This is a genomic window from Bradyrhizobium sp. 138 (genome assembly GCF_023074075.1).
GTDB lineage: Bacteria > Pseudomonadota > Alphaproteobacteria > Rhizobiales > Xanthobacteraceae > Bradyrhizobium.
In genome coordinates this window covers 93,644-119,003 of sequence record NZ_JADPKT010000003.1, presented here as the reverse complement: position 1 = coordinate 119,003, position 25,360 = coordinate 93,644, and the positions used below count along the sequence as shown (strand labels likewise).

Sequence of the window (25,360 nt, the reverse complement as noted above, 5' to 3'; positions counted from 1 at the left end):
CAAAGGCGCCCTTGCGCCGTGCCCACCATCTTTTTGCGAGACAAAGGCGGTGGGCACGTCGCGCGAAGAGCGCGCCTTTGCCCACCCTACCGCATCCTCAATGGCGGCGCGCATACATGCGGTTTCTGACGACATTCCAGCTTGCCGACTTCGGCGACACGCTGATCAGCCTGTTCACGGCGTTCGTGCTGGGCACGCTGATCGGCGCCGAGCGGCAATATCGCCAGCGCACCGCGGGCCTGCGCACCAATGTGCTGGTCGCGGTGGGGGCGGCCGCCTTCGTCGACCTCGCCATGCATCTGACCGGCGCCGACGGCGCGGTGCGGGTGATCTCCTATGTCGTCTCCGGCATCGGCTTCCTCGGCGCCGGTGTCATCATGAAGCAGGGCATGGACGTGCGCGGGCTCAACACCGCGGCGACACTATGGGCCTCGGCCGCGGTCGGCTCTTGCGCCGGGGCCGACATGGTCGCGCAGGCGGCCGCGCTGACCGTGTTCGTCATCGCCGGCAACACCATGCTGCGCCCGCTGGTTAATGCCATCAACCGCATCCCGCTGAACGAGAAGGCGCTGGAGGCGACCTATTATTTCAAGCTCGCGGTGGCCGCCGACGCCTTGCCCGACATGCGCGACCGTCTCGTCGAGAAGCTCGAGGGCGCAAACTATCCGGTGGCCGATATCGACGTGGTCGAGACCGGGGACGATCTGATCGAGATCGTCGCAAGGCTGGTTGCGTCCGCGGTTGATCCGAACGAACTGAATGCGGTGGCGACGGATCTCCAGCACCTGCCCGGCGTGCGGCACGCGACGTGGGAAGTTAGCACCACGGAGTGAACGCGGCGTTTTGGCGCGCAGGTGTTCGGTTCCCGTCTTGCCGGCCAAGGAACTGCAACTGGCTAAATTCGTTGATCCCGCGGATAAAGGCGGTGATCGATATGACCGGCCAATACGACAAGCGCAGATTGAAACGCGACCTGATGATCGCCTGTTCGCTGTTCGCAGCAGGCGTCGTGGTGTCGGGGATATCGCTGGCGCAAATCCGAGCTCAGAGCCGGATGGAACTGGCGCAGGCAACGCCGCCGCTCCAGGGCACGCCGTCCGACGAACAGGGCAAGACTCCCGCGGAGTCGAAGCCCGGCGGCGATCGGCCGACCACGCCGGCGCCCGAGCCTGCAAGGCCCGATTCCCAGACGCAGGGCGCGGCGGGTGGTGCCAAGCCGGCATTGCCGCCAGCTCCGCCCGAGAAGATCGCGCCGCCGATCGAGAAGAAGTAGGCGGTCGGCACGCACGTAGTCACACACTCGGTGTCATCACGCTCGAAAGCGGGTGATCCAGTATTCCAGAGATGGTTGTGATCGTCCGAGAAGCCGCGGCGTACTGGATGCCCCGGTCAAGCCGGAGCATGACAGTGGAGTGTGGGGGCAGGTGCCGCTTCCGACAGGTGAGCGCGAGAAAAGCCCCTACCGCACCAGGATGTTCTTGAACTGCCACGGATCAGACGTATCGATGTCTTCCGGAAACAGCCCAGGACGATCCGTCAACGGCGTCCAGTCGGTGTAAAAACCCTTCACCGGGCCGAGATAGGGCAGCTGGATTTCCAACAGGCGATCGAAGTCAATCTCGTCGGCTTCGACGATGCCTTCGTTCGGGTTTTCCAGCGCCCACACCATGCCGCCGAGCACGGCGGAGGTCACCTGCAGGCCGGTGGCGTTCTGGTAGGGGGCGAGCGCGCGGGTCTCCTCGATGGAGAGCTGCGAGCCGTACCAATAGGCGTTGTTGTCGTGCCCGAACAGCAGCACGCCGAGCTCGTCGATGCCGTCGACGATCTCGTTCTCGTCGAGGATGTGGTGCTTCTCCTGCATCTTCGCCGCGCGGCCGAACATTTCGTGCAGCGAGAGCACGGCGTCGTCGGCCGGATGATAGGCATAGTGGCAGGTCGGCCGGTAGACCGCCGTGCCCGAGGCGTCACGCACCGTGAAGTAATCGGCGATCGAGATCGACTCGTTGTGGGTGACCAGGAAGCCATATTGCGCGCCGCGGGTCGGGCACCAGGTGCGCACGCGCGTGTTGGCGCCGGGCTGCATCAGATAGATGGCGGCGCCGCAGCCGGCCTCATGGGTCCGCGCATTCTCGGGCATCCATTTTTCGTGGGTGCCCCAGCCGAGCTCGGACGGCTGCACGCCTTCCGACAGAAAACCTTCCACCGACCAGGTGTTGACGAATACATCCGGCTCCTTTGGCTTCTTCGAACGCTGGGTGTCGCGTTCGGCGATGTGGATGCCCTTGACGCCGGCCTGCCGCATCAGATCCGCCCATTCGGCCTTGGTCTTCGGCTTGGGAGCGTTGAGCTTCAGGTCAGCGGCGACGTTGAGCAGCGCCTGCTTGACGAAGAAGGAGACCATGCCGGGATTGGCGCCGCAGCAGGAGACGGCCGTCGTCGAGCCGGCGGGGCGCGCTTTCTTCGCAGCCAGCGTCACTTCGCGAAGCGCGTAGTTCGACCGCGCTTCGGGGCCCTTCGAAGCGTCGAAATAGAAGCCGAGCCAGGGCTCGTTGACGGTGTCGATGTAGAGCGCACCGAGCTCGTTGCAGAGTTCCATGATGTCGGTCGAGCCGGTATCGACCGAGAGATTGACGCAAAAGCCCTGGCCGCCGCCCTCGGTGAGCAGTGGGGTCAGCAAGTCGCGATAATTGTCCTTGGTCACCGCCTTCTGGATGAAGCGGACATTGTGCTTCTCGCAATGCGCCTTGCGGCCCTCGTCCTTGGGATCGATCACGATGACGCGCGACTTGTCGTAATCGAGATGCCGCTCGATCAGCGGCAAGGTGCCTTTGCCGATGGAGCCGAAGCCGACCATGACGATGGGACCGGTGATCTTCGCGTAGATCTGCGAGGGAGGGCTCATGGGATGGTTTCTCCGGAACGTGCTGGCAGGCAAACGGTGGGTGGATCAGGCGCTGCGGCGCTTCTCAGAGGTTGCGGCGCTTGGCGGTGGCTTCGATCTCGACTTTCATCTCGGGCTTGTAGAGCGCCGAGACGACGAGCAGCGTTGCGGCCGGGCGGATGTCGCCGAGGACTTCGCCGCAGACGGCGAAATGCGCGTCGGCGTCCTTGATGTCGGTGAGGTAGTAGGTCACGCGGACGATATCGGCCATCTCGAAACCGCCCTCCTTCAGGGCGGCTTCGATGGTCTTGAAGCAGTTGCGTGACTGGCTCGTGACATCTGATGGCATCGTCATCGTGGTGTAGTCATAGCCCGTGGTTCCCGCGACGAAGGCGAACTCGCCGTCGATCACAGCGCGGCTGTAGCCGGCGGTCTTCTCGAACGGGGAGCCGGTGGAAATCAGGCGACGGGACATGCTCGCGGACCTCGACGGAGGAGATGTTTTGCGGGGTTAAAGGGCGTTTCCGGTGCCTGCGCAACCCCCAACGAACAGGCTTAGTTCAGGTGTGGCCGGGCCGCGCCGCGCAACGCGGCTTCGGTCGTCACCATCATGGCGATCCCTCAGGCGGCGCGCGCGTGGAGGGCGCGAACCGACCTCCGTTTGGGCAGGGCCGCGCCGGTCGGGACGATCATCCCTTCGGCGCCGTCGAGCCCGCCTTCCGCGAACTCGATCGCCAGCAGCCGGTCGCGCTCGAACGGGCCGGGCAGCGACAGTGCGCCGGTCTTCTCGCCCGAGAAGCCGAAGCGGGCGTAATAGGGGGCGTCGCCGAGCAATATCACGGCGGCATGCCCGCGCGCCCGGGCGGCGGCCAGCGCTTGATGCATCAGCGCGGCGCCGATCCCGAGCTCGCGGCAGGCAGGGTCGACCGCCAGCGGTCCGAGGACCAGAGCGGGCCTGCCTCCGGCGCTGACGTGCCACAGCCGCACGGTTCCCACGAGCTTGCCCTCGCGCACCGCCGACAGGGCAAGGCCTGCGGCGGGCGCACGTCCGTCGCGCAGGCGCTGGCAGGTGCGGCCATGGCGGTTCTCGCCAAAGCAGGCATCGAGCAGCGCTTCACGCATTGCGACGTCGGCAGCACGTTCCGCGCGGATCACGAACGGAGCGGCTTTCGAGGTCAGGGCGATCTGTGGCTTCCGAAAAGCGGTCATGGCGCGTCAGTCCCCGCTTGAACGGACGTGCGAGTGGCACGCCTGTCCAAGACGTCGTCAGAATCGAGATGTTGGGTAAGAGCCGGCAAGCCGGCTCCCGGGTTCGTCAGGCCTCAGAGAAAGAGGCGGATCAGATGTGGTACGTCCGCAGCGGCGGGATGCCGTTGAACGCCACCGACGAGTAGGTCGACGTATAGGCCCCGGTGCCTTCGATCAGCACCTTGTCGCCGATCTCGAGCGTGACCGGGAGCGGATACGGGCTCTTCTCGTACAGCACGTCGGCGCTGTCGCAGGTCGGACCTGCGAGCACGCACGGCGTCATGTCCGCGCCGTCGTGACGGGTGCGGATGGCGTAACGGATCGACTCGTCCATGGTCTCGGCGAGACCGCCGAACTTGCCGATGTCCAGGTACACCCAGCGCACCTCGTCCTCGTCGCTCTTCTTCGAGATGAGGACGACCTCGGATTCGATGATGCCGGCGTTGCCGACCATGCCGCGGCCCGGCTCGATGATGGTCTCCGGAATCTGGTTGCCGAAGTGCTTGCGCAGCGCGCGGAAGATCGAGCGGCCGTAGGTCACCACCGGCGGCACGTCCTTCAGGTACTTGGTCGGGAAGCCGCCGCCCATGTTGACCATGGACAGATTGATGCCGCGCTCGGCGCAGTCGCGGAACACCTGCGAGGCCATCGCCAGCGCACGGTCCCACGCCTTCACCTTGCGCTGCTGCGAGCCGACATGGAACGAGATGCCGCACGGCTCCAGCCGAAGACGCTTGGCTAGGTCGAGCACCTCGACCGCCATCTCCGGGTCGCAGCCGAACTTGCGCGACAGCGGCCATTCGGCGCCGGCGCAGTCATAGAGGATGCGGCAGAACACCTTCGCGCCGGGAGCGGCACGGGCGACCTTCTCGACCTCGGCGGCGCAATCGACCGCGAACAGGCGAATGCCGAGCGCGAAGGCGCGCGCGATGTCGCGCTCCTTCTTGATCGTGTTGCCGAAGGAGATGCGGTCGGGCGTCGCACCGGCAGCCAGCGCCATCTCGATCTCGGCGACCGTCGCCGTGTCGAAGCAGGAGCCCATGGATGCCAGCAGGGCCAGCACTTCCGGCGCGGGGTTCGCCTTGACGGCATAGAACACGCGGCTATCGGGCAGCGCCTTGGCAAAGCTCTGATAATTGTCGCGCACGACCTCGAGGTCGACGACGAGGCACGGCTCGGTGTCGAGGCCATCCTTGCGGCGGTTGCGCAGGAATTCCTGGATACGTTCGGTCATGGCACTCTCCCAAACGGCCCAGCGACGGGCCCGTTCAAAACATGACGTCGGATAAGAGTGCTCTGGCCGGATCGCGCGATGGAGGCGCGACGAAGCCAAAAGACTCAAACCAGACTGTGCTGCCGTGGATTGGTTGGGAGTGTTCCCGCCCGCACACCTGGCAATGAAGGACAAGCCTTTTCAGTAGCCCGCGCCGGCGTTGGACTGCCGGTAGAGACCAAAAAAGCCCGATCCGTCGTTGCTTTAAGTCGCGTCCCCCGTTGAGAGCGGGGTGCGCCGGTTCGCCTCCGGCTGCCAGTCACGGTTGCAAAAAGTGAAGTCACCTTCGACAAGGCACCTCTTGAGAGAGATGCTGGACGCTCCGGGTTTGCTGTCGTCTTCGGGCTAAGAGCCTTCCGACTTCCGCACTTCCGAAGAGCCCCTCGGCTTCTTCACCCCTTGGCGGCTGTCCGGCCTCTTGTCCGGATACCTACCGACTGACACACGACCACAGGCACGTGCGAAATTGGGCAAGTCCGCACATAAGTGTTTTGACTCAGCTTCGCAAGAATTTTTTTAGGCTGACAACAGAATTGCCTAACATCTGCTTGCGCAGTGTTGCGCGAGCGACGCGGAAGATGAACGGGCGTTAAGTTTTCTGTGTCGGCGCGCGTCTGTAGCGCGCGAGAAGCGTCAGCCGCGCTTCGTAAAGGGCTCGACGCGCTGAGCCGCGCGGATGAACGCCGTCATCACGAGCACGCCGAGTGCGAACAGCACGGCCTGCAGGATGTGCGTGCCCTGATCGCCGAGCCCGAACAGGATCGCGAGCGCCCAGCCGCCGGCGAACGCCGCGCCGAACACCTCTGCGCCGATCAGGATGGCGGCGCTGATGACGGTGATGACGCTGGGCCAGACGATCCGGCGGGAAGACGAGGAAGACGCGTTCATGAGATTAAGGGGTCCGTGGTCCATCGAGGGCCGCAATCTCCCCGAAAAGGCGGCCGGGAGCAAGGCCAAATGGCCCAAAAAAGCCCCATCGCGTGCTATAGCTGGCCGCAACAATCGACCCATGAAAACCGGGACTTGCGATGTCAGAACCCCGCCAGACTACGGACTCCGAGACCAATCCGCTGCTGAAGGCCTGGGTGACGCCGTTTGCGACCCCGCCCTTCGACGAGATCGAGCCGGCGCACTTCCTCCCGGCGTTCGAGCAGGCCTTCGCCGACCACTCGGCCGAGATTGCGGCGATCACCAATGATCCGGCCGCGCCCGACTTCGCCAACACCATCACGGCGCTGGAGCGCTCGGGCAAGCTGCTGAGCAAGGTGGCGGCCGTCTTCTACGACCTCGTCTCGGCGCATTCCAACCCGGCCATCCTGGAGATCGACAAGGAGGTCTCCTTGCGGATGGCGCGGCACTGGAATCCAATCATGATGAACGCCGTGCTGTTTGGTCGTATCGCCCAACTGCACGAGAACCGCGCCAATCTCGGCCTCACACCCGAGCAGCTCCGCCTGCTGGAGCGCACCTACACCCGCTTCCACCGCGCCGGCGCCGGCCTCTCCGAGGAGGCCAAGACGCGGATGGCCGAGATCAATGAGAGGCTGGCCCAGCTCGGCACCGGCTTCAGCCATCATCTGCTCGGCGACGAGCAGGATTGGTTCATGGAGCTGGGCGAGGCCGATCGCCAGGGCCTTCCGGAGAGCTTCGTCGCCAGCGCCAAGGCTGCGGCGGAAGAGCGCGGCATGGCAGGCAAGGCCATCGTCACGCTGTCGCGCTCCTCGGTCGAACAGTTCCTGAAGAGCTCGGCCCGGCGGGACCTGCGCGAGAAGGTCTACAAGGCTTTCATTGCGCGGGGCGACAATGGCAATGCCAACGACAACAACGGAACCATCGTCGAGATCCTGAAGCTGCGCGAAGAGAGCGCGAACCTCCTGGGCTATCCGACCTACGCCGCCTACCGGCTCGAGGATTCCATGGCCAAGACGCCGGACGCGGTGCGGGGCCTCTTGGAACGGGTCTGGAAGCCGGCGCGCGCCCGGGCGCTCGCCGACCGCGACGAGATGCAGGCGCTGATCACGGCCGAGGGCGGCAATTTCAGGCTCGCCCCCTGGGACTGGCGCTTCTACGCCGAGAAGCTGCGCCTGCAGCGCGCCAATTTCGATGACGCGGCGATCAAGCCTTATCTTTCGCTCGACCACATGATCGAAGCCGCCTTCGACTGCGCCACGCGCCTGTTCGGGATCACCTTCGAGGAGTGCAAGGACGTTCCGGTCTGGCACCCCGACGTGCGGGTCTGGGAGGTCAAGGGCCCCGACGGCAAGCACAAGGCGCTGTTCTATGGCGACTACTTCGCCCGGCCGTCGAAGCGCTCCGGCGCCTGGATGACCTCGCTGCGCGATCAGCAGAAGCTCGACGGCGACGTCGCGCCGCTGGTCCTCAACATCTGCAATTTCGCCAAGGGCGCCGGTGGCGAGCCCTCGCTGCTGTCGCCCGACGATGCCCGCACCCTGTTCCACGAGTTCGGCCACGGCCTGCACGGCATGCTCTCCAACGTGACCTACCCGTCGCTGTCGGGCACCTCCGTATTCACCGACTTCGTCGAGCTGCCGTCGCAGCTCTACGAGCACTGGCAGGAGCGGCCTGAGGTGCTGCAGAAGTTCGCCCGCCACTACCAGACCGGCGAGCCGCTGCCGGACGAGCTGCTGCAACGGTTCCTGGCCGCGCGAAAATTCAACCAGGGCTTTGCCACGGTCGAGTTCGTCTCCTCGGCGCTGGTCGATCTCGAATTCCACACCCAGCCGGCCGCGGCGGCCGGCGATGTCCGTGCCTTCGAAAAGAAGGAGCTTGAGAAGATCGGCATGCCCGAGGAGATCGCGCTGCGTCACCGGCCCACGCAGTTCGGTCACATCTTCACCGGCGACCATTATGCCGCCGGCTATTACAGCTACATGTGGTCGGAGGTGATGGACGCCGACGCCTTCGGCGCGTTCGAGGAGGCCGGCAACATCTTCGATCCTGCCGTGGCAAAACGCCTGCACGACGACATCTACGCGAGCGGCGGATCGGTCGATCCGGAAGCGGCCTATGAGGCCTTCCGCGGCCGGCCGCCGGAGCCCGACGCGCTGCTCCGCCGTCGCGGCCTGCTCGACGACGCCAAGGCGGCCTGATGGGTACGCGCCGCCTGTTCGGATGGCTGCTCGCCGCCGCGATGACGCTCGCCGCGGGCCCGGCGAGCGCGCATCCGCATGTCTGGATCACCGCGACCAGCGAACTGCTCTACGCGGCCGACGGCACCATCACCGGCGTCCGCCATGCCTGGACTTTCGACGACATGTTCTCGGCCTATGCGGTGCAGGGGCTCGAGAGCAAGACCAAGGGCGCCTATACCCGCGAGGAGCTGGGGCCGCTGGCGCAGACCAATGTCGAGTCGCTGAAGGAATATGCCTATTTCACCTTCGCGAAGGCCGACGGCAAGAAAGAGCGTTTCCAGGAGCCGGTCGACTACTTCCTCGACTACAAGGACACGGTGCTGACCCTGCACTTCACGCTGCCGCTGAAGAACCCGGTCAAGCCCAAGCAACTGATGCTCGAAGTGTTCGACCGTTCCTTCTTCATCGACTTCCAGATGGCCAAGGACAGTCCAGTCAAGCTGGTCGGCGCGCCCGCCGGCTGCCAGATGAAGCTGGAGCGGCCGAACGACGGCACCGCCAGCGCGCAGAAGCTCAACGAGCAGACCTTCCTGAACGGCGAGAACACCAATTTCGGCATGATGTTCGCCAACAAGATCACGGTGGATTGCCCTTGAGCGGTCGTCTTCATTCCCCGCTCGCCCGCGGGCTTCTTGCCTGCGCCGCGGTCATCGTCGTGCTCGGCCTTGCGGATGCTGCGCTTCACGATCTCCTCGCGCAAAACCCCTTTGGCGCGCCGCGCCCCGCGCCGGCGGCTGAACCTGAAGCGAGCGGCCTCATCGGCTGGCTCTTGGCAAAACAGTCGGAATTCTATCGCCAGATGTCGGCCACGATCCGCGCCGCCAAAACCGACGGCTCGGCGGTGTGGACGCTGCTGTTCATCTCGTTCGCCTACGGCATCTTCCATGCCGCCGGCCCTGGCCACGGCAAGGCGGTGATCGCCTCCTATCTGGTCGCCAACCGCGAAACTGCCCGGCGCGGCATCGCGCTGTCGTTCGCCTCGGCGCTGATGCAGTCGCTGGTGGCGATCCTGATCGTCGGCATTTCGGCCTGGGTCCTGAATGCGACCGCCAAGTCCATGTGCAAGGCGGAAGGCGCAATCGAGATCGCGAGTTACGCCTTGATCGCGCTGTTCGGGCTGCGCCTCGTCTGGGTCAAGGGCCGCACCTTCATCCGCGCGCTGCAGGCGGCCCAGCCGGTGCCGGCAATCGCCGGCGTGCCGCATCACCACGATGATGACCATCACCATCATCATGATGCGCATGGGCATCATGACCACAATCATGGTCATGATCATCATCACCACGACCATGGTCACGCGCATCACCACCATGCCCACGATCATGTCCATGACGAGCATTGCGGCCATTCCCATGGTCCCACGCCGAGCGAGCTCGGGGGCCCCGGCGGCTGGCGGCGAGGTTTTGCCGCGATCCTCACCGTCGGCATCCGCCCCTGCTCGGGTGCGATCCTGGTGCTGGTGTTCGCGCTTGCCCAGGGCCTGTTCTGGGCCGGCATCGCCGCGACCTTCCTGATGGGGCTCGGCACCGCGATCACGGTCGCGGCCATCGCGGTCGTCGCTGTCTCCGCCAAGGAGATCGCCGCCCGCCTCAGCGCCGGGCGCGATGGCGGTGGTGCGCTGTTCATGCGCGGCATTGAGTTCGCGGCCGCGGGCGTCGTGCTGCTGTTCGGCGCAGGCCTGCTGTTCGGCTACATCGCGGCCGAACGGACGACGTGTTTTTGAGTCTCTTCCTCTCTCCCACAAGGGGAGAAGGACACACCTCACACCGGCAGAAACCGCTTCAACGCCGGCATGAAGAAGATCCCGAGATTGATCGCAAAGCCGACGGTCCAGAGGATCGAGCGCAGTGTCGGGCGATTGCCGAGATAGGTCAGCACATAGGCGATGCGGACGATCAGGAACAGTGCGGCGAGCTCGTCGATCAGCCGTTGCGGCGAATCCCTGTATTCGGCAAGCAGTACCGCGAAGGCGAAGAACGGAAAGGTCTCGATGCCGTTCTGGTGCGCGCCGAGCGCGCGCTGCGAGAGCGCGTCCTCGTAGAAGGCGGGGTCGCGCGGCCGGGAATTGTCGAAGCGGCGAAACCTGATCCATTTGACCGAGGCGATCGTCGCTAGATAGAGCAGCAGCGCTCCTAAGACGCACCATTCCGCGAGTGTCATGAGCTCCTCCCGCCCGGGTGCGACCCTAGCGATGCCGGGCTTACCTTGACAAGTTCGGATCAACGCGCGACCCACAGGGGCCATGACCAGTGTCGTCCCCATCGAGACCGGAAGACCGGCCGCCCAATCCGCCTTGCCGCGCGTTGGCGTGCTCCTGATCAATCTCGGAACGCCGGATACGGCCGATGCGCCGGGTGTGCGGGTCTATCTCAAGGAATTCCTCTCGGATGCTCGCGTCATCGAGGACCAGGGCCTGGTTTGGAAGCTGGTGCTGAACGGGATCATCCTGCGCAGCCGTCCCCGCACCAAGGCGCTCGATTACCAGAAGATCTGGAACACCGAGAAGGACGAGTCGCCGCTGAAGACCATCACGCGCTCGCAAGCCGGCAAGCTCGGGGCCGCGCTGTCGGATCGCAACCACGTCGTCGTGGACTGGGCGATGCGCTACGGCAATCCCTCGATCAAGGCGGGCATCGACGCGCTGATCGCGAAAGGCTGCGAGCGCATCCTGGCGGTCCCGCTCTATCCGCAATATTCCGCCTCGACCTCGGCGACGGTCTGCGACGAGGTGTTCCGCGTGCTCGCCCGCCTTCGTGCGCAGCCGACGCTGCGGGTGACGCCGCCTTATTACGAGGACGCGGCCTATATCGAGGCGCTCGCGATCTCGATCGAGGCGCATCTGGCGAGCCTGCCGTTCAAGCCGGAGCTGATCGTGGCGTCCTTCCACGGCATGCCGAAATCCTATGTCGACAAGGGCGACCCTTATCAGCAGCACTGCATCGCGACCACGCAGGCACTGCGTCGCCGGCTCGGCATGGACGAGACAAAACTGCTGCTGACCTTCCAGTCGCGCTTCGGCAATGCCGAGTGGCTCCAGCCCTACACCGACAAGACCATGGAACGGCTCGCCAAGGAAGGCGTACGCCGTATCGCGGTGGTGACGCCGGGCTTCTCCGCCGATTGCCTGGAGACGCTGGAGGAGATCGCGCAGGAGAACGCCGAGATCTTCAAGCATAATGGCGGCGAAGAGTTTTCCGCGATTCCCTGCCTCAACGACAGCGAGCCGGGCATGGACGTGATCCGCACCCTGGTGCTGCGCGAGCTTCAGGGCTGGATCTGATGAGCGCTCCATGAACCGCCGCCGGTGCCTGGCGCTTCTTGGGATGATCGCGGCGCTGCCGGCCCCGCTACTAGCGCAGCAGCCGAACGCGACGCGGCGGCTCGGCGTGCTCTCGGTCACGGCCGCCGATGATGCGATCGGCCAGACGCGCAGCATGGTCCTGGTCGAGGCGCTCGCCGGCCACGGCTGGAAGGAGCGCGACAACCTTAAGATCGACTGGCGCAGCGGTGGCGGCGACCGCGCCCGCATCGCGCAGCTCGCCGACGAGTTGATCGCGCTCAAGCCCGACATCCTGCTCGCGGTCGGCACGCCCTCGGTGGAGGAGTTGCGCCGGCGCACGACAGCGATCCCGATCGTGTTCGCCGTCGTCACCGATCCCGTCAGCCAGGGCTTTGTCGAGAAGCTCGCGCATCCCGGCGGCAACATCACCGGCTTCACCGATTATGACGGCCCATTGGCCGGAAAATGGCTGGAGATGCTGACGCAGGTCACGCCGCCCGTTCGTCGCGTCTTCGTCGTCTACAATCCCGAGACCGCGCCGTTCGCGCCCCTGATGCTGCGCACGATCGAGGAGGCGGCAACGGCGCTTCACGTGGCCGTCGAGCCCGCGCCGGTGAACGATGCCGGCTCGATCGCGGCGCTGGCTGCGCGTAAGGATGGCGGCTTCCTGGTCCTGCCCGACTTCTTCACCCTGGCCAATCGCGCGCAGCTGCTGGCGGCGATCGGCGAGGCTCGCTTGCCGGCGGTGTTCTGGAGCCGCACTTTTGTCGATGAAGGTGGGCTGATGTCCTACAGCACCGACAGCACCGAGCAACTGCGCCGCGCCGCCGCCTACATCGACCGCATCCTGAGGGGCGCGCAGGCGGCCGATCTGCCGGTTCAGAATCCGACCAGATTCGAACTCGCCATCAATTTGAAGACAGCCAAGTCGCTCGACCTGGTGATTTCACCCTCGCTGCTGGCAATCGCCGATTCCGTGGTTGAATAGCATCGCCGCTGCTACTCTCCGTCTGGAGAAGACTGCAAGGGTCTGACATAATGGCGGTGGGAGTCTGTCGCCTTTCGGTGGCTGCGACGGACGGCACAAGGGGCGAGTTTCAGTCGATGCGAGGATGGGTCTTTGTCGTTGTCGTGGCCTGGGCGCTCGCAGGCTGCAATACGACCGGCGATGTTGCGTCCACCATGTATCCGGACGCGGTGCGGGCCGGCAGTGCCGTGAAGGGCGATGCGGCCATCTTACTGGTCGGAAACGGCGGCAGCGAGACGATCAACTATCTCCAGTTCGTTCACAGCGGCTTTCCGGCGATCAATGCGCGTGGGATCAGCCTTGCCCCGGACGGATTTGTCGCCATCCCCGTCGCCGTCGGAACGACCGGGCTCGAGCTGCAGAACTATACGACGACGGGCCGCCCGGGCACCTATCTTCCAAATGGTGCGTCGATGGGATTCGTCCCGGTGCATACGCCCAAGATCGATATCCTCTCGCCCGGGCTGTACTACGTGGCGACCATCTTTCCGGGGCAGTCACGCAATTTCGAGACAAGACCGACCGGTGTCCAGCTCGCGAAGCTGCGAAAGGAGCGGCCCGAACTCGCAGGGCTGAAGCCGGTCAATTTCGGCTGGTCCAACTAGATCAACTCGTGGGTGGCCGCTGTTGTTTTTCAATGGATGTGGCTCGGTCGGTTCAAATAAATACACGCGCCGCTGTCCTTGCCGAACAGTCGCGGCAAACCGACGTTACTTGCGACCGCTGAACCGGTAGGGTTGCGATCCCGACCAATGACCGCGCGGGAAAGGTCTTCTTCCCGCCTTGGAGGAAATATGAGCGGTTTCGACATTTTCGCGATTGTTCTGGTGTTGCTCGTCATCGTCACGCTGCTGGCCGGCGTGAAGACGGTGCCGCAGGGCTATGATTGGACCATCGAGCGGTTCGGCAAATACACGCAGACGCTGAGCCCCGGGCTCAATCTGATCGTGCCCTATTTCGATCGCGTCGGGCGCAAGATCAACATGATGGAGCAGGTGATCGACATTCCCGAGCAGGAGGTGATCACCAAGGACAACGCCACCGTGACGGTGGACGGCGTTGCCTTCTACCAGGTGTTCGACGCTGCCAAGGCGAGCTACGAGGTTTCCAACCTGACGCAGGCCATCACCGTCCTGACCATGACCAACATCCGTTCGGTGATGGGCGCGATGGATCTCGACCAGGTGCTGTCGCATCGCGACGAGATCAACGAGCGCCTGCTGCGCGTTGTCGATGCCGCGGTCTCACCTTGGGGCCTGAAGGTCAACCGCATCGAGATCAAGGATATCGTGCCGCCGGCCGATCTCGTCGAAGCCATGGGACGGCAGATGAAAGCCGAGCGCGTCAAGCGCGCCGACATTCTCGCCGCCGAAGGCCAGCGCCAATCGGAGATTTTGCGTGCCGAGGGCGCCAAGCAGGGCCAGATCCTGCAGGCCGAAGGCCGCAAGGAAGCCGCGTTCCGCGACGCCGAGGCGCGCGAGCGTTCGGCGGAGGCCGAGGCGAAGGCCACTCAGATGGTGAGCGAAGCGATTTCCAAGGGCGACGTCGCCGCGTTGAACTATTTCATCGCCGACAAATATATCAAGGCGTTCGGCCAATTCGCGGAGGCGCCGAACCAGAAGATCATCATGCTGCCGATGGAAGCCACGAGCATGCTCGGCTCGCTCGCCGGCATCGGCGAAATTGCCAAGGCGACGTTCGGCGAGAGCGCGGCCTCGGGGTCTGCCGCCGCTCGCCGCCCCGGCTCAGTGCCGCCGACCGGCAGCACGCCGCCGGCGGTGCCGCCGCGGCAGGGATAATCAGAGAGGTCGCCTCATGACCGACATGTTCGTATCGCTCGGCAGCTGGAATTGGCTGATCTTCGGCTTCATCCTGATGGCGCTGGAGGTGCTGGCGCCGGGCATTTTCCTGTTCTGGCTCGGGCTCGCCGCGCTGCTGGTGGGGCTGATCTCGTTCACGGTCGCCGTGTCCTGGCAGATCCAGCTCGTGATGTTCGCGGTCTTCGCGGCTGCCGCCGTGCCGGTGTGGCGCCGCCTCGCCCGGCCGAAGCCGGAGGCAGGCGCCAGCCCCTTCCTCAACAGGCGCACCGAGGCGCTGCTCGGGCGCGAGTTCACCCTGGAGAAGCCGATCATCGACGGCAGCGGCACCGTACGCATCGGCGACACGGTGTGGCGCGTGGCTGGGCCCGATGTTCCGGCGGGGACGCGGGTGAAGGTGGTGCAGGTGGATGGCGCCAATCTGACGGTCGCCGCGGCGTAGTCGATCGTCATTGCGAGGAGCCCTTGCGACGAAGCAATCCAGACTGCATCTGCGGAGGCAGTTTGGATTGCTTCGCTACGCTCGCAATGACGAGCGGAAAGAGCGTGCTACGCCACGCCCGCCCGCAGCAGATCGTGCAGATGCACGATACCCACCACCTTGCCTGCCTCGGTGACGACCAGCGTCGTGATCTTGCTTGTGTTCAGCACCTCGATCATTTCGGTCGCGAGCATCGAGGGCGGCACCGTTTTCGGCTGCTTCGTCATGATGTCGTCGACCGATGCCGTCAGCAGGTCGGGGCGCATGTGGCGCCGCAAATCGCCGTCGGTGATGATGCCCGCGACCTCATTGGCGTCGTTGACGATGCAGACGCAGCCGAGACCCTTGGCCGACATCTCGACCACGGCCTCCGACATCTTGGTGCCCATGGGCTTGAGCGGGATCTCGGCGCCGGTGCGCATGTAGTCGCGGACGAATTTCAGCATCGCGCCCAGCTTGCCGCCGGGATGGAAATGCGCGAACTCCAGCGCGGTGAAGCCGCGGCCTTCGAGCAGCGCGATCGCGAGCGCATCGCCGATTGCGGCCTGCATCAGCGTCGAGGTGGTCGGCGCCAGATTGTGCGGGCAGGCCTCGCGCGCCTTCGGCAGCTCGATCACGATGTCGGCGGCTTGTCCCAGCGAGGAGGCCGCGTTCGAGGTCATCGCGATCATGGGGATGGCGAAGCGCGCCGAATAGTTCACGACGTTCTTCATCTCCGGCTGTTCGCCGGACCAGGACAGCGCCATGATGACGTCGTCGGTGGTGATCATGCCGAGGTCGCCATGACCGGCCTCGGCGGCGTGCACGAAGAAGGCGGGCGTGCCGGTCGAGGCCAGCGTCGCGGCGATCTTGCGCCCCATATGGCCTGACTTGCCGAGCCCGGTGACGATGACACGGCCCTTGGCGTTGCGGATCAGGTCGACCGCCTTGGCAAACGTCTCGCCCAGCGGGCCGCGCAGGGCGGCTGCGAGCGCGTTGATGCCGCCGCTCTCCGTCTCCAGGGTGCGGAGCGCGGATTCGACGCTGTCAGGGATGGGGCCGGATGATGCGGTCATCAGCGGTTTCGAATTCGGCATGTTCTGGTCCAGGGAGGAGGGCGCATTCGCCCGGTCGGCGCCTCATTAGCACGCCGCAGCCCGCGAGGCGACGAGGGCGCCAAGCGCCTCAACGGCTCATTAACCATAATTGTTTTAACTCCATTAACGATGGTTCCCGCCAACCGGAGGTCACCATCGTGAAAGTGTTTGATTTCGTTGGAGTTGTTCCATCGTGGGGTCGTCTCCAGGCACCGGCCGGAGCAAACGCGCGCAATTCCTGCGCGCGGCTTTGCCGTGCCTTGTCCCCTGCCTTGCGCTGACGGCCCTTGGAAGCTCACCCGCGGCCGCCCAAAGCCTCACGCCCGATCTGTTCAATCCCAACCGCGGCGGCTTCGCCTCGCCCGAGACGCTGCCGACCCGCCGCACCGCGGGCGTGCCGCAGGCGCCGTCGGATGCGCTGCCGCCGCTGCCCGATGCCAGTGCCGATCCGCGCAAGCGCCAGCAAACGCCGGCGACCTCGCGAATCGGTCAGGTCCCGACCTATGGCCTTCCGGCCGCCTCCGGCGCGAGCAGCTCCGGCTACGACGCGCTCAACCGCAAGCGACAGCAACCCAAGCTCTATCCCGGCCAGCCGAAGCCGAAGCGCGCGGCTGGTCCCGGCTCGCCGGTGCCGACGACAGTGGCGCCGCCATCCACGCTCGGCCTGCCAAAGATTGCGCCACCGCCATCTGCGTCCGCGAACAAGGCGCCGGTGCCGGCGGCGATGGCAGGATCGGTGCCCGGCCAGCCCCTGCGCCGTCGCCTCAAGGCGGATGACGATCCGTTCGGAGCGGTCGGCGACTATGCCGGCAGCTTCCTGATCAAGGGTGGACTCGAACTCTCGACCGGCTACGACACCAACCCGACGCGTCTCAACAGGCCGGTCGGCTCGCCGGTCTACGTCGTCGCGCCGGATCTCCTGGTGACGTCCGACTGGGAGCGCCACGCGCTCGTCGCCGACCTGCGCGGCTCGTTCTCCGGTTACACCAACGACATGCCGGCGACGATCAACGGCTTTGCCTCGCCGTCGCCGGTCGAGGCCAATCGCCCTGACTTCACCGGCCATGTCGACGGCCGCCTCGACGTCGATCGCGACCTCAAGCTGACCTCACAGCTGCGCCTGCGGCTCGCCACCGACAATCCCGGCAGCCCGAACGTGCAGGCCGGCCTGCAGAAATATCCTGTCTACGCCGCCTACGGCACCACGGTCGGCTTCGACCAGACCTTCAACCGCTTTCAGGTCGCCGCCGGCGCCACGATCGATCGCACCGCCTACACCGATTCGAAGCTCACCGACGGCTCGACCTTCAGCAATGACGACCGCAACTTCAACCAGTATGGCGGCGTCGGGCGCTTCTCCTACGATCTGAAGCCGGGCCTGAAGCCATTCGTCGAGGTCCAGGGCGACACCCGCGTCCACGATCAGGCCGCCGACCGCAATGGCTATTTCCGCGATTCGAACGGCGGCTATGCCAAGGTCGGCTCGACCTTCGAATTTTCGCGCATCCTCACCGGCGAGATCTCGGTCGGCTATTCCGCGCGCAACTATACCGACCCGCGCCTCAGCCAGCTCGCAGGGTTTTTGACCTCGGGTTCGCTGATCTGGAACGCGAGCGGCCTCACCACGGTGAAATTCTTCACCGATACGCAGATCGCCGAGACCACCATCCCCGGCTCCTCAGGCGTCCTGGTGCGCACTTACTCTGCCGAAGTCGACCACGACTTCCGCCGCTGGCTCACCGCCGTCGGCAAGTTCACCTATGGCACGCTCGACTACCAGGGCCAGAACCGCAACGACAAGACCTACTCGTTCGAAAGCAATCTGATCTACAAGCTCAACCGCAACATCTGGGTCAAAGGCACGCTGCGTCATGACATCCTGGATTCGAGCGTCGCGGGCTCAAGCTCGCAGGGGACGGTGGTGATGCTGGGGGTGAGGTTGCAGAATTAGAGGGGGCCGCGGTCGCTGTCCGATCAGCTAGCTGCGGTTCGACCGTCTCGCGGTTATTGTGATGACCGGCTCTTCGTCTGAAATGACGTCAAGGCATGTCCAGCCAGTTACAAAGCGATAGTGGCGAGCATTGTTGTGAATGAGTTTGAGCGCTTCGGATTGTGACTTCCAGAATGAAGAGTCTTCGACGAGATACGCGAAGTGCTCGGCGATCAGTCCCTCGGACACAGTGTCCTCGTTTTCGGGGCTAAGCGCCATTTCGTCCAAAATTCGAACGACGTGCGTCCTGTGGAACTGAACCGTCAGAGCGCGCCATGCGTCGTCCGGAATCGCAAAGTCGGCGCAAACGCCCTGGTCTTCCCAAGTCAATGCGATGAGGTCGCTCAGGCTCGTCTTGACTTGGAGGGGCTGTGCGATGGGGTGATATTTGGGCATGGCCGGGTCCAGAGGCGCCACTCTTTCCGTCGTCATGCCCCGCGAAGGCGGGGCATCCAGTACGCTGCGCCTTCTCGGTCGACGACAACTGTCGCGGGATACTGGATCGCCCGCTTTCGCGGGCGACGACACCTTTCACAAATCCGGCAGCGGCGCGCGAAGCTACCGCGGCAGATCCGTCTTTCCCATCAGGAACGTGTCGATCGACCTTGCGCACAGCCGGCCCTCGCGGATGGCCCACACCACCAGCGATTGGCCGCGGCGCATGTCGCCCGCGGTGAAGACGTTCGGGCGCGAGGTCTGGTAGTCCAATGTGTTGGCCTTGACGTTGCCGCGGGGGTCGAGATCGACCGCGAGCATCTTGAGCAGGCCCTCATGCACGGGGTGCACGAAGCCCATGGCGAGCAGGACGAGCTCGGCCTCGAGCTCGAACTCGGTGCCGGCAATCGGCTTGAACTTGTCGTCGACGTGCACGCAGTGCAGCTTCTTGACCTGGCCGTTCTCGCCCGAGAACTTCTGTGTCAGCACCGCGTATTCGCGGACGGCGCCTTCGGCCTGGCTGGAGGACGTCCGCATCTTGAGCGGCCAGTTCGGCCAGGTCAGGCCCTTGTTCTCGCGCTCGGGCGGGGCGGGCATGATCTCGAGCTGGGTCACCGAGAGTGCGCCCTGGCGCAGCGAGGTGCCGATGCAGTCAGAGCCTGTATCGCCGCCGCCGATCACGACGACATGCTTGCCGCCGGCCAGAATCTCCTGGACGCCGTTCAGAGGCTCCTCGGAGACGCGGCGATTCTGCTGCGGCAGGAAGTCCATGGCGTAGTGGATGCCGGCGAGATCGCGGCCGGGGATCGGCAGGTCGCGCGGGGCTTCGGCGCCGCCGGTCAGCGCGATTGCGTCGTACTCGTTGAGCATCTCGCGCGGATCGACGTTGCCGTCCGCGCCGACATGGCTGTTGTAGTGGAAGGTGACGCCTTCGGCTTCCATCTGCGTGACGCGGCGGTCGATGACGCCCTTCTCCATCTTGAAGTCGGGGATGCCGTAGCGCAGCAGGCCGCCGGCCTTGGCGAACTTCTCGAACAGATGCACGTCGTGGCCGGCGCGCGCGAGCTGCTGCGCGCAGGCCATGCCGGCCGGGCCCGAGCCGATCACCGCGACCTTCTTGCCGGTCTTGACGGCAGCGACCTCAGGCTTCAGCCAGCCATTGTCCCAGGCGCGGTCGACGATCGCGCATTCGATGGTCTTGATGGTGACCGGGTTGTCGTCGATGTTCAGCGTGCAGGAGGCTTCGCATGGCGCCGGACAGATGCGGCCCGTGAACTCCGGGAAATTGTTGGTCGAGTGCAGATTGCGCGAGGCCTCTTCCCAATTGCCCTGATAGACGAGGTCGTTCCAGTCGGGGATCTGGTTGTTGACCGGGCAGCCGGGCGTGCCGGGCGCGACCGAGCCGGTGCCGTGGCAATAGGGAATGCCGCAGTTCATGCAGCGCGCGGCCTGGTCGCGCACTTCCTTCTCGGTCAAGGGAACGACGAACTCGTTGTAATGCTTCACGCGCTCGGCGACCGGGGTGTACTTGCGGTCGTGCCGTTCGATTTCGAGAAAACCCGTGATCTTGCCCATTAAACCCGAAGTCCCTGCCGCTTAAGTTCTTTGCTCTCTCTCCCCTCATCCTGAGGAGCGGCGCGCTCTTCGCGCCGCGTCTCGAAGGATAGAGGCCCGGATGTGACCTCATGGTTCGAGACGCAGCTATCGCGCTCCTCACCATGAGGGCTTAGTTGTCTTACGCCCCGATCGCGATTTTCGGCTCGGCGTCCGCGTTGGCGGCCGCCATTTCGCGCAGCGCGCGCCGGTACTCGACCGGCATCACCTTGCGGAATTTGGGCAGCCAGTCCTTCCAATTGGCAAGGATGTCGACGGCGCGCTTGGAGCCGGTGGCTTTCGCATGGCGCGAGATCAGGACGTGCAGCCGCTCGACGTCGGAGGCGAGCAGGTTCTTGAACACGTCGACCCGGCCGTGCGCCTCGAGGTCACCGGCATGGTTATAGGTGCCGGCGTTGATCAGCTCTTCCGAGAGCACCGGTTCGAGCTCGACCATGCTGAGGTTGCACAGCCGGTCGAAGTCGCCGGTCTCGTCGAGCACATAGGCTATGCCGCCGGACATGCCGGCCGCGAAGTTGCGCCCGGTCTTGCCGAGCACGACCACGATGCCGCCGGTCATGTATTCGCAGCAATGATCGCCCGCGCCCTCGACCACGGCGACCGCGCCCGAGTTGCGCACGGCAAAGCGTTCGCCGGCAATGCCGCGGAAGTAGCACTCGCCCTCGATCGCGCCGTACATCACGGTGTTGCCGACGATGATGCTCTCTTCCGGCACGATGGCAGAGTTCTTCGGCGGCTTGACGATGATCTTGCCGCCCGAGAGACCCTTGCCGACATAATCGTTGCCTTCGCCCTCGAGCTCGAAGGTGACGCCGTGGGCGAGCCAGGCGCCGAAGGCCTGGCCCGCGGTGCCCTTGAGGCTGACATGGATGGTGTCGTGCGGCAGGCCGGCATGGCCGTAGATCTTGGCGACGGCGCCGGACAGCATCGCGCCCGCGGAGCGGTTGGTGCTGTTGATCGTGGCCTCGATCTTCACCGGCGCGCCGCGGTCGAGCGCAGGCGTCGCCTGCTCGATCAGCGAGCGGTCGAGCACCGCCTCCAGATGATGGTTCTGGCGCTCGGAGTGATAGATCTTCTGGCCCTTCTCTTCCTTCTGCTTGACGAACAGCTTGGAGAAGTCGAGCCCCTTGGCCTTCCAATGCGCGACCAGCTTGGTCTGGTCGAGCAGCTGCACCTGGCCGACCATCTCGTTGAAGGTGCGGAAGCCGAGCGAGGCCATGATCTCGCGGACTTCCTCCGCGACGAAGAAGAAGTAGTTGATGACGTGCTCGGGCTGGCCGGTGAAGCGCTTGCGCAGGACGGGGTCCTGGGTCGCGACGCCGACCGGGCAGGTGTTGAGATGGCACTTGCGCATCATGATGCAGCCGGCCGCAATCAAGGGCGCGGTGGCGAAGCCGAACTCGTCGGCACCGAGCAGCGCGCCGATCACGACGTCACGGCCGGTGCGGAAGCCGCCGTCGACCTGGACCACGATGCGGCTGCGCAGCCGCTCGCGCACCAAGGTCTGATGGGTCTCGGCCAGGCCGATCTCCCACGGCGAGCCGGCGTGCTTGATCGAGGTCAGGGGCGAAGCACCGGTGCCGCCCTCGAAGCCCGCGATGGTGACATGGTCGGCGCGCGCCTTGGCAACGCCCGCGGCCACCGTGCCGACGCCGATCTCGGAGACGAGCTTGACCGAGACGTCACCGGTCGGGTTGACGTTCTTGAGGTCGTAGATGAGCTGCGCCAGATCCTCGATCGAGTAGATGTCGTGGTGCGGCGGCGGCGAGATCAGGCCGACGCCCGGCGTCGAGTGCCGGACTTTTGCGATGGTCGCGTCGACCTTGTGGCCGGGCAGCTGGCCGCCTTCGCCGGGCTTGGCGCCCTGCGCCATCTTGATCTGCATCATGTCGGAGTTGACGAGATACTCCGTGGTGACGCCGAAGCGGCCGGAGGCGACCTGCTTGATCGCCGAGCGCATGGAATCGCCGCTCGGCATCGGCTTGAAGCGGTCGGCTTCCTCGCCGCCCTCGCCGGTGTTCGACTTGCCGCCGATCCGGTTCATGGCGATCGCGAGCGTGGTGTGCGCCTCGCGCGAGATCGAGCCGAAGCTCATTGCACCCGTGGCGAAACGCCTGACGATGTCCTTGGCCGGCTCGACCTGGTCGAGCGCTACAGGCTTGCGCTTCTCTTCGTCCGCGTTCTTGATCCGGAACAGGCCGCGCAGCGTCAACAGGCGCTCGGACTGCTCGTTGAGGATCTTTGCAAAGGCGCGATAGCGCTCCTGCGAATTGCCGCGCGCGGCATGCTGCAGCAACGACACCGATTCGGCGGTCCAGGCGTGATCCTCGCCGCGGCTGCGATAGGCATATTCGCCGCCGACATCGAGCGAGGTCTTGTAGACCTGCGCCTCGCCGAACGCGTCGGCATGACGGCGCACCGCTTCTTCGGCGATCTCGCCAAGCCCGACGCCCTCGACGCGGGTATGCGTGCCCGCGAAGAATTTTGCGACGAAGTCGGCCTTGAGGCCGACCGCGTCAAAAATCTGCGCGCCGCAATAGGACTGGTAGGTCGAGATGCCCATCTTGGACATCACCTTCAAAAGGCCCTTGCCGATCGACTTGATGTAGCGCTTGACGATCTCGTAGTCGTCGAGCGAGCCGGGCAGGCGGTCCTTCATCGCGATGATGGTCTCGAACGCGAGGTACGGGTTGATCGCTTCGGCGCCGTAGCCGGCCAGGCAGGCGAAGTGATGCACTTCGCGTGGCTCGCCGGATTCGACGACGAGGCCGACCGAGGTGCGCAGGCCCGTGCGGATCAGGTGATGATGCACGGCGGCGCAGGCCAGCAGCGACGGGATCGGCACGCGATCGGTGCCGACCATGCGGTCGGACAGGATGATGATGTTGACGCCCTCGCGCACCGCGCTTTCCGCGCGCGCGCAGAGCTCGTCCAGCACCTGGTCCATGCCCGCCGCGCCGAGACCGGCGTGGAAGGTGGTGTCCAGCGTGCGCGACTTGAAGTGCGACTCGGCGACATCGGAGATCGAGCGGATCTTTTCCAGATCCGCGTCGGTCAGGATCGGCTGGCGCACTTCGAGACGCTTGGTGGTGGCCATGCCCTGCAGGTCGAACAGGTTCGGCCGCGGTCCGATGATGGAGACGAGGCTCATCACCAATTCCTCGCGGATCGGGTCGATCGGCGGGTTGGTGACCTGCGCAAAATTCTGCTTGAAGTAGGTGAACAGCGGCTTGGCCTTGTCCGACAGCGCCGAGATCGGCGTGTCGTTGCCCATCGAGCCCGCGGCTTCTTCGCCCGTGGCCGCCATCGGCGTCATCAGGATGGCGATGTCTTCCTGGCTGTAGCCGAACGCCTGCTGGCGATCGAGCAGCGACAGATTGGAACGCACCCCTGTTGTCGGCACCTTCGGCAGCTCTTCCAGCACGATCTGGGTCCGCTCCAGCCACTCCTTGTAGGGATGGCTCTTGGCGAGCTCGGCCTTGATCTCGTCGTCCGGGATCAGTCGGCCCTGCTCGAGGTCGACCAGCAGCATCTTGCCGGGCTGCAAGCGCCACTTGGTGATGATCTGGTCCTCGGGGATCGTCAGCACGCCCATCTCGGACGCCATCACGATGCGGTCGTCCTTGGTGACGAGATAGCGCGCTGGCCTGAGGCCGTTGCGGTCGAGCGTGGCGCCGATCTGGCGGCCGTCGGTGAAAGCGATCGCGGCGGGACCGTCCCACGGCTCCATCAGTGCGGCATGATATTCGTAGAAGGCGCGGCGCTTCTCGTCCATCAGCGGATTGCCGGCCCAGGCCTCCGGAATCATCATCATCACGGCGTGCGGCAGCGAGTAGCCGCCCTGCACCAGGAATTCGAGCGCGTTGTCGAAGCAGGCGGTGTCCGACTGTCCCTCATAAGAGATGGGCCAGAGCCGGTTGATGTCCTTGCCGTACAGCTCGGAGCTCACCGAAGCCTGGCGCGCCGCCATCCAGTTGGTGTTGCCGCGCAGCGTGTTGATTTCGCCGTTATGCGCGATCATGCGGTAGGGATGCGCCAGCGACCAGGCCGGGAAGGTGTTGGTCGAGAAGCGTTGATGCACGAGCGCCAGCGCGCTCTCGAAATCCGTCTCGTGCAGATCGGGATAGTACTTGCCGAGCTGGTCGGCGAGGAACATGCCCTTGTAGATCACGGTGCGACAGGACATCGAGCAGGGGTAATAGCCCGCAAGGCCACGGTCGCGACGCTGGTAGATCGCCTGCGAGATCGACTTGCGCAGGATGTAGAGCCGGCGCTCGAACTCGTCCTCGGTCTTGGCGGTGCCGTTGCGGCCGATGAACACCTGCATGCAGGCGGGCTCGGTCGGCTTCACGGTGACGCCGAGCGAGGAATTGTCGGTCGGCACGTCGCGCCAGCCGAGCAGGGTCAGGCCCTCCTCCTTGATCTGGTCGGCGATGATGCTCTTGATGACGTTGCGCCAGGCGGTGTCGCGCGGCATGAACAGCGAACCGATGGCATATTCGCCCGGCTGAGGCAGCGCGAAGCCGAGCTCACCGGCCTTGCGGCTGAAGAAGGCGTGCGGAATCTGCACCAGAATGCCGGCGCCGTCGCCGGCGCGCGGGTCGGCGCCGACGGCGCCGCGATGCTCGAGATTGCAGAGGATGTTCAGCGCGTCTGCGACGATCTCGTGCGACTTCTGGCCCTTGATGTTGGCGATGAAGCCGACGCCGCAGGAGTCCTTCTCGAGGGCGGGATCGTAGAGGCCTTCGGCCGGCGGGCGCGAGTTGTGCTCTTGAATCGGATTGGTCATCGGATCGGTCGTTTTCGAGGCGACCGTCGCCGACAGCTCTTCTGCCACGATGTTTGCGCGCTCGAATTGCGACCCGTTCATTGTTTCAATCCTCTCCATGCGGCAAGCTGCCTCACCGCCACCTTCGGCGCACCTTCGGCGTTCCGCGGCACCCGCCTCTGGGTTACCGCTCGTCCGCTGCGAGCCGCATTTTCTTAAATTCAGGCCTAGGCGTTCTTCGTCCCCGAGAACGGCTTTGCCTGGTACCTTGCCGGCGCTCGAAAGTGCCAGTTTTCGCTGCAATCCCTGTGCCGGAAC

General features: G+C 65.0%; 21 protein-coding genes. 11 read left to right on the top strand and 10 right to left on the bottom strand.

Features of this window, described 5'->3' with window-relative positions:
- Positions 1 to 116 precede the first annotated feature (116 nt).
- Complete coding sequence (locus IVA79_RS01560; protein ID WP_247549828.1) at positions 117 to 833, top strand: MgtC/SapB family protein; 717 nt, start codon at positions 117 to 119, stop codon at positions 831 to 833.
- Positions 834 to 934: 101 nt separating this feature from the next.
- Entirely contained in the window at positions 935 to 1,273 is a 339-nt protein-coding gene (locus tag IVA79_RS01555; protein ID WP_247550535.1) for a hypothetical protein, read from the top strand.
- Between the two features lie 186 nt (positions 1,274 to 1,459).
- Here IVA79_RS01555 and IVA79_RS01550 read toward each other — a convergent pair whose 3' ends face one another.
- The 5 genes from IVA79_RS01550 to IVA79_RS01530 all read right to left on the bottom strand — a co-directional run bounded on the left by IVA79_RS01550 (position 1,460) and on the right by IVA79_RS01530 (position 6,290).
- Positions 1,460 to 2,902 (bottom strand): homospermidine synthase, encoded by a 1,443-nt coding sequence (locus tag IVA79_RS01550; protein WP_247549827.1) that lies wholly within the window; start codon positions 2,900 to 2,902, stop codon positions 1,460 to 1,462.
- Between the two features lie 64 nt (positions 2,903 to 2,966).
- Complete coding sequence (locus IVA79_RS01545) at positions 2,967 to 3,356, bottom strand: RidA family protein (protein WP_247549826.1); 390 nt, start codon at positions 3,354 to 3,356, stop codon at positions 2,967 to 2,969.
- 146 nt (positions 3,357 to 3,502) lie between these two features.
- Positions 3,503 to 4,090 (bottom strand): N-acetyltransferase, encoded by a 588-nt coding sequence (locus IVA79_RS01540; protein WP_247549825.1) that lies wholly within the window; start codon positions 4,088 to 4,090, stop codon positions 3,503 to 3,505.
- 130 nt (positions 4,091 to 4,220) lie between these two features.
- On the bottom strand, positions 4,221 to 5,363 hold the full coding sequence (locus tag IVA79_RS01535; RefSeq protein ID WP_247549824.1) for a type III PLP-dependent enzyme: 1,143 nt from the start codon (positions 5,361 to 5,363) through the stop codon (positions 4,221 to 4,223).
- A gap of 672 nt (positions 5,364 to 6,035) precedes the next feature.
- Positions 6,036 to 6,290, bottom strand: coding sequence for a hypothetical protein (locus IVA79_RS01530; RefSeq protein WP_008139003.1), 255 nt, complete (start codon positions 6,288 to 6,290; stop codon positions 6,036 to 6,038).
- Between the two features lie 140 nt (positions 6,291 to 6,430).
- Between IVA79_RS01530 and IVA79_RS01525 the strand changes: the two genes are divergently transcribed.
- Genes IVA79_RS01525 through IVA79_RS01515 form a run of 3 tightly spaced genes read left to right on the top strand, consistent with a single transcriptional unit; the run spans position 6,431 to position 10,277 of the window.
- Complete coding sequence (locus IVA79_RS01525) at positions 6,431 to 8,512, top strand: M3 family metallopeptidase (RefSeq protein WP_247549822.1); 2,082 nt, start codon at positions 6,431 to 6,433, stop codon at positions 8,510 to 8,512.
- Positions 8,512 to 9,150: a DUF1007 family protein gene (locus tag IVA79_RS01520; RefSeq protein WP_247549821.1), complete on the top strand. Its 639-nt coding sequence runs from the start codon at positions 8,512 to 8,514 to the stop codon at positions 9,148 to 9,150. The genes IVA79_RS01525 and IVA79_RS01520 overlap by 1 nt, the downstream gene beginning before the upstream one ends.
- Positions 9,141 to 10,277, top strand: coding sequence for a nickel/cobalt transporter (locus IVA79_RS01515; RefSeq protein WP_247549819.1), 1,137 nt, complete (start codon positions 9,141 to 9,143; stop codon positions 10,275 to 10,277). Before IVA79_RS01520 ends, IVA79_RS01515 begins: the two co-directional genes overlap by 10 nt.
- Before the next feature lie 38 nt (positions 10,278 to 10,315).
- Here IVA79_RS01515 and IVA79_RS01510 read toward each other — a convergent pair whose 3' ends face one another.
- Positions 10,316 to 10,714 carry an MAPEG family protein gene (locus IVA79_RS01510; protein WP_247549818.1) on the bottom strand — a complete coding sequence of 133 codons (399 nt, stop codon included), beginning with the start codon at positions 10,712 to 10,714 and terminating at the stop codon, positions 10,316 to 10,318.
- Positions 10,715 to 10,796: 82 nt separating this feature from the next.
- On the opposite strand from IVA79_RS01510, the gene hemH reads away from it, so the two are divergent.
- From hemH to IVA79_RS01485, 5 genes are all read left to right on the top strand, one after another.
- Complete coding sequence (gene hemH / locus IVA79_RS01505; protein WP_247549816.1) at positions 10,797 to 11,834, top strand: ferrochelatase; 1,038 nt, start codon at positions 10,797 to 10,799, stop codon at positions 11,832 to 11,834.
- Between the two features lie 10 nt (positions 11,835 to 11,844).
- Positions 11,845 to 12,822, top strand: coding sequence for an ABC transporter substrate-binding protein (locus IVA79_RS01500; protein ID WP_247549815.1), 978 nt, complete (start codon positions 11,845 to 11,847; stop codon positions 12,820 to 12,822).
- Positions 12,823 to 12,938: 116 nt separating this feature from the next.
- The gene (locus IVA79_RS01495; protein ID WP_247549814.1) at positions 12,939 to 13,466 is read left to right on the top strand and encodes a hypothetical protein; all 528 of its coding nucleotides are present in this window, start codon (positions 12,939 to 12,941) and stop codon (positions 13,464 to 13,466) included.
- Between the two features lie 189 nt (positions 13,467 to 13,655).
- Positions 13,656 to 14,660: an SPFH domain-containing protein gene (locus tag IVA79_RS01490; RefSeq protein WP_247549813.1), complete on the top strand. Its 1,005-nt coding sequence runs from the start codon at positions 13,656 to 13,658 to the stop codon at positions 14,658 to 14,660.
- 16 nt (positions 14,661 to 14,676) lie between these two features.
- On the top strand, positions 14,677 to 15,120 hold the full coding sequence (locus IVA79_RS01485) for an NfeD family protein (protein ID WP_247549812.1): 444 nt from the start codon (positions 14,677 to 14,679) through the stop codon (positions 15,118 to 15,120).
- Between the two features lie 107 nt (positions 15,121 to 15,227).
- Here IVA79_RS01485 and IVA79_RS01480 read toward each other — a convergent pair whose 3' ends face one another.
- The gene (locus IVA79_RS01480; RefSeq protein ID WP_247549811.1) at positions 15,228 to 16,235 is read right to left on the bottom strand and encodes a KpsF/GutQ family sugar-phosphate isomerase; all 1,008 of its coding nucleotides are present in this window, start codon (positions 16,233 to 16,235) and stop codon (positions 15,228 to 15,230) included.
- A 193-nt stretch (positions 16,236 to 16,428) separates the two neighbouring features.
- Here IVA79_RS01480 and IVA79_RS01475 point away from each other — a divergent pair, with 193 nt between their 5' ends.
- On the top strand, positions 16,429 to 18,186 hold the full coding sequence (locus IVA79_RS01475; RefSeq protein ID WP_247549807.1) for an outer membrane beta-barrel protein: 1,758 nt from the start codon (positions 16,429 to 16,431) through the stop codon (positions 18,184 to 18,186).
- Between the two features lie 27 nt (positions 18,187 to 18,213).
- Here IVA79_RS01475 and IVA79_RS01470 read toward each other — a convergent pair whose 3' ends face one another.
- From IVA79_RS01470 to gltB, 3 genes are all read right to left on the bottom strand, one after another.
- The gene (locus IVA79_RS01470; protein ID WP_247549806.1) at positions 18,214 to 18,621 is read right to left on the bottom strand and encodes a hypothetical protein; all 408 of its coding nucleotides are present in this window, start codon (positions 18,619 to 18,621) and stop codon (positions 18,214 to 18,216) included.
- A 162-nt stretch (positions 18,622 to 18,783) separates the two neighbouring features.
- A complete protein-coding gene (locus IVA79_RS01465; RefSeq protein WP_247549804.1) occupies positions 18,784 to 20,235 on the bottom strand; it encodes a glutamate synthase subunit beta in 1,452 nt (483 codons plus the stop codon).
- Between the two features lie 160 nt (positions 20,236 to 20,395).
- Positions 20,396 to 25,144 carry a glutamate synthase large subunit gene (gene gltB / locus IVA79_RS01460; protein WP_247549802.1) on the bottom strand — a complete coding sequence of 1,583 codons (4,749 nt, stop codon included), beginning with the start codon at positions 25,142 to 25,144 and terminating at the stop codon, positions 20,396 to 20,398.
- Positions 25,145 to 25,360 lie beyond the last annotated feature (216 nt).

Excerpts from the sequence above, each read along its gene's own strand:
- IVA79_RS01540 (WP_247549825.1), bottom strand. The coding sequence starts at position 4,090 with ATGACCGCTTTTCGGAAGCCACAGATCGCCCTGACCTCGAAAGCCGCT.
- IVA79_RS01555 (WP_247550535.1), top strand. The coding sequence starts at position 935 with ATGACCGGCCAATACGACAAGCGCAGATTGAAACGCGACCTGATGATC.
- IVA79_RS01525 (WP_247549822.1), top strand. The coding sequence starts at position 6,431 with ATGTCAGAACCCCGCCAGACTACGGACTCCGAGACCAATCCGCTGCTG.
- IVA79_RS01545 (WP_247549826.1), bottom strand. The coding sequence starts at position 3,356 with ATGTCCCGTCGCCTGATTTCCACCGGCTCCCCGTTCGAGAAGACCGCC.
- IVA79_RS01535 (WP_247549824.1), bottom strand. The coding sequence starts at position 5,363 with ATGACCGAACGTATCCAGGAATTCCTGCGCAACCGCCGCAAGGATGGC.
- IVA79_RS01465 (WP_247549804.1), bottom strand. The coding sequence starts at position 20,235 with ATGGGCAAGATCACGGGTTTTCTCGAAATCGAACGGCACGACCGCAAG.
- IVA79_RS01520 (WP_247549821.1), top strand. The coding sequence starts at position 8,512 with ATGGGTACGCGCCGCCTGTTCGGATGGCTGCTCGCCGCCGCGATGACG.
- IVA79_RS01500 (WP_247549815.1), top strand. The coding sequence starts at position 11,845 with ATGAACCGCCGCCGGTGCCTGGCGCTTCTTGGGATGATCGCGGCGCTG.
- IVA79_RS01470 (WP_247549806.1), bottom strand. The coding sequence starts at position 18,621 with ATGCCCAAATATCACCCCATCGCACAGCCCCTCCAAGTCAAGACGAGC.
- IVA79_RS01510 (WP_247549818.1), bottom strand. The coding sequence starts at position 10,714 with ATGACACTCGCGGAATGGTGCGTCTTAGGAGCGCTGCTGCTCTATCTA.
- IVA79_RS01530 (WP_008139003.1), bottom strand. The coding sequence starts at position 6,290 with ATGAACGCGTCTTCCTCGTCTTCCCGCCGGATCGTCTGGCCCAGCGTC.
- hemH (WP_247549816.1), top strand. The coding sequence starts at position 10,797 with ATGACCAGTGTCGTCCCCATCGAGACCGGAAGACCGGCCGCCCAATCC.
- IVA79_RS01550 (WP_247549827.1), bottom strand. The coding sequence starts at position 2,902 with ATGAGCCCTCCCTCGCAGATCTACGCGAAGATCACCGGTCCCATCGTC.
- IVA79_RS01490 (WP_247549813.1), top strand. The coding sequence starts at position 13,656 with ATGAGCGGTTTCGACATTTTCGCGATTGTTCTGGTGTTGCTCGTCATC.
- IVA79_RS01560 (WP_247549828.1), top strand. The coding sequence starts at position 117 with ATGCGGTTTCTGACGACATTCCAGCTTGCCGACTTCGGCGACACGCTG.
- gltB (WP_247549802.1), bottom strand. The coding sequence starts at position 25,144 with ATGAACGGGTCGCAATTCGAGCGCGCAAACATCGTGGCAGAAGAGCTG.
- IVA79_RS01480 (WP_247549811.1), bottom strand. The coding sequence starts at position 16,235 with ATGCCGAATTCGAAACCGCTGATGACCGCATCATCCGGCCCCATCCCT.
- IVA79_RS01485 (WP_247549812.1), top strand. The coding sequence starts at position 14,677 with ATGACCGACATGTTCGTATCGCTCGGCAGCTGGAATTGGCTGATCTTC.
- IVA79_RS01495 (WP_247549814.1), top strand. The coding sequence starts at position 12,939 with ATGCGAGGATGGGTCTTTGTCGTTGTCGTGGCCTGGGCGCTCGCAGGC.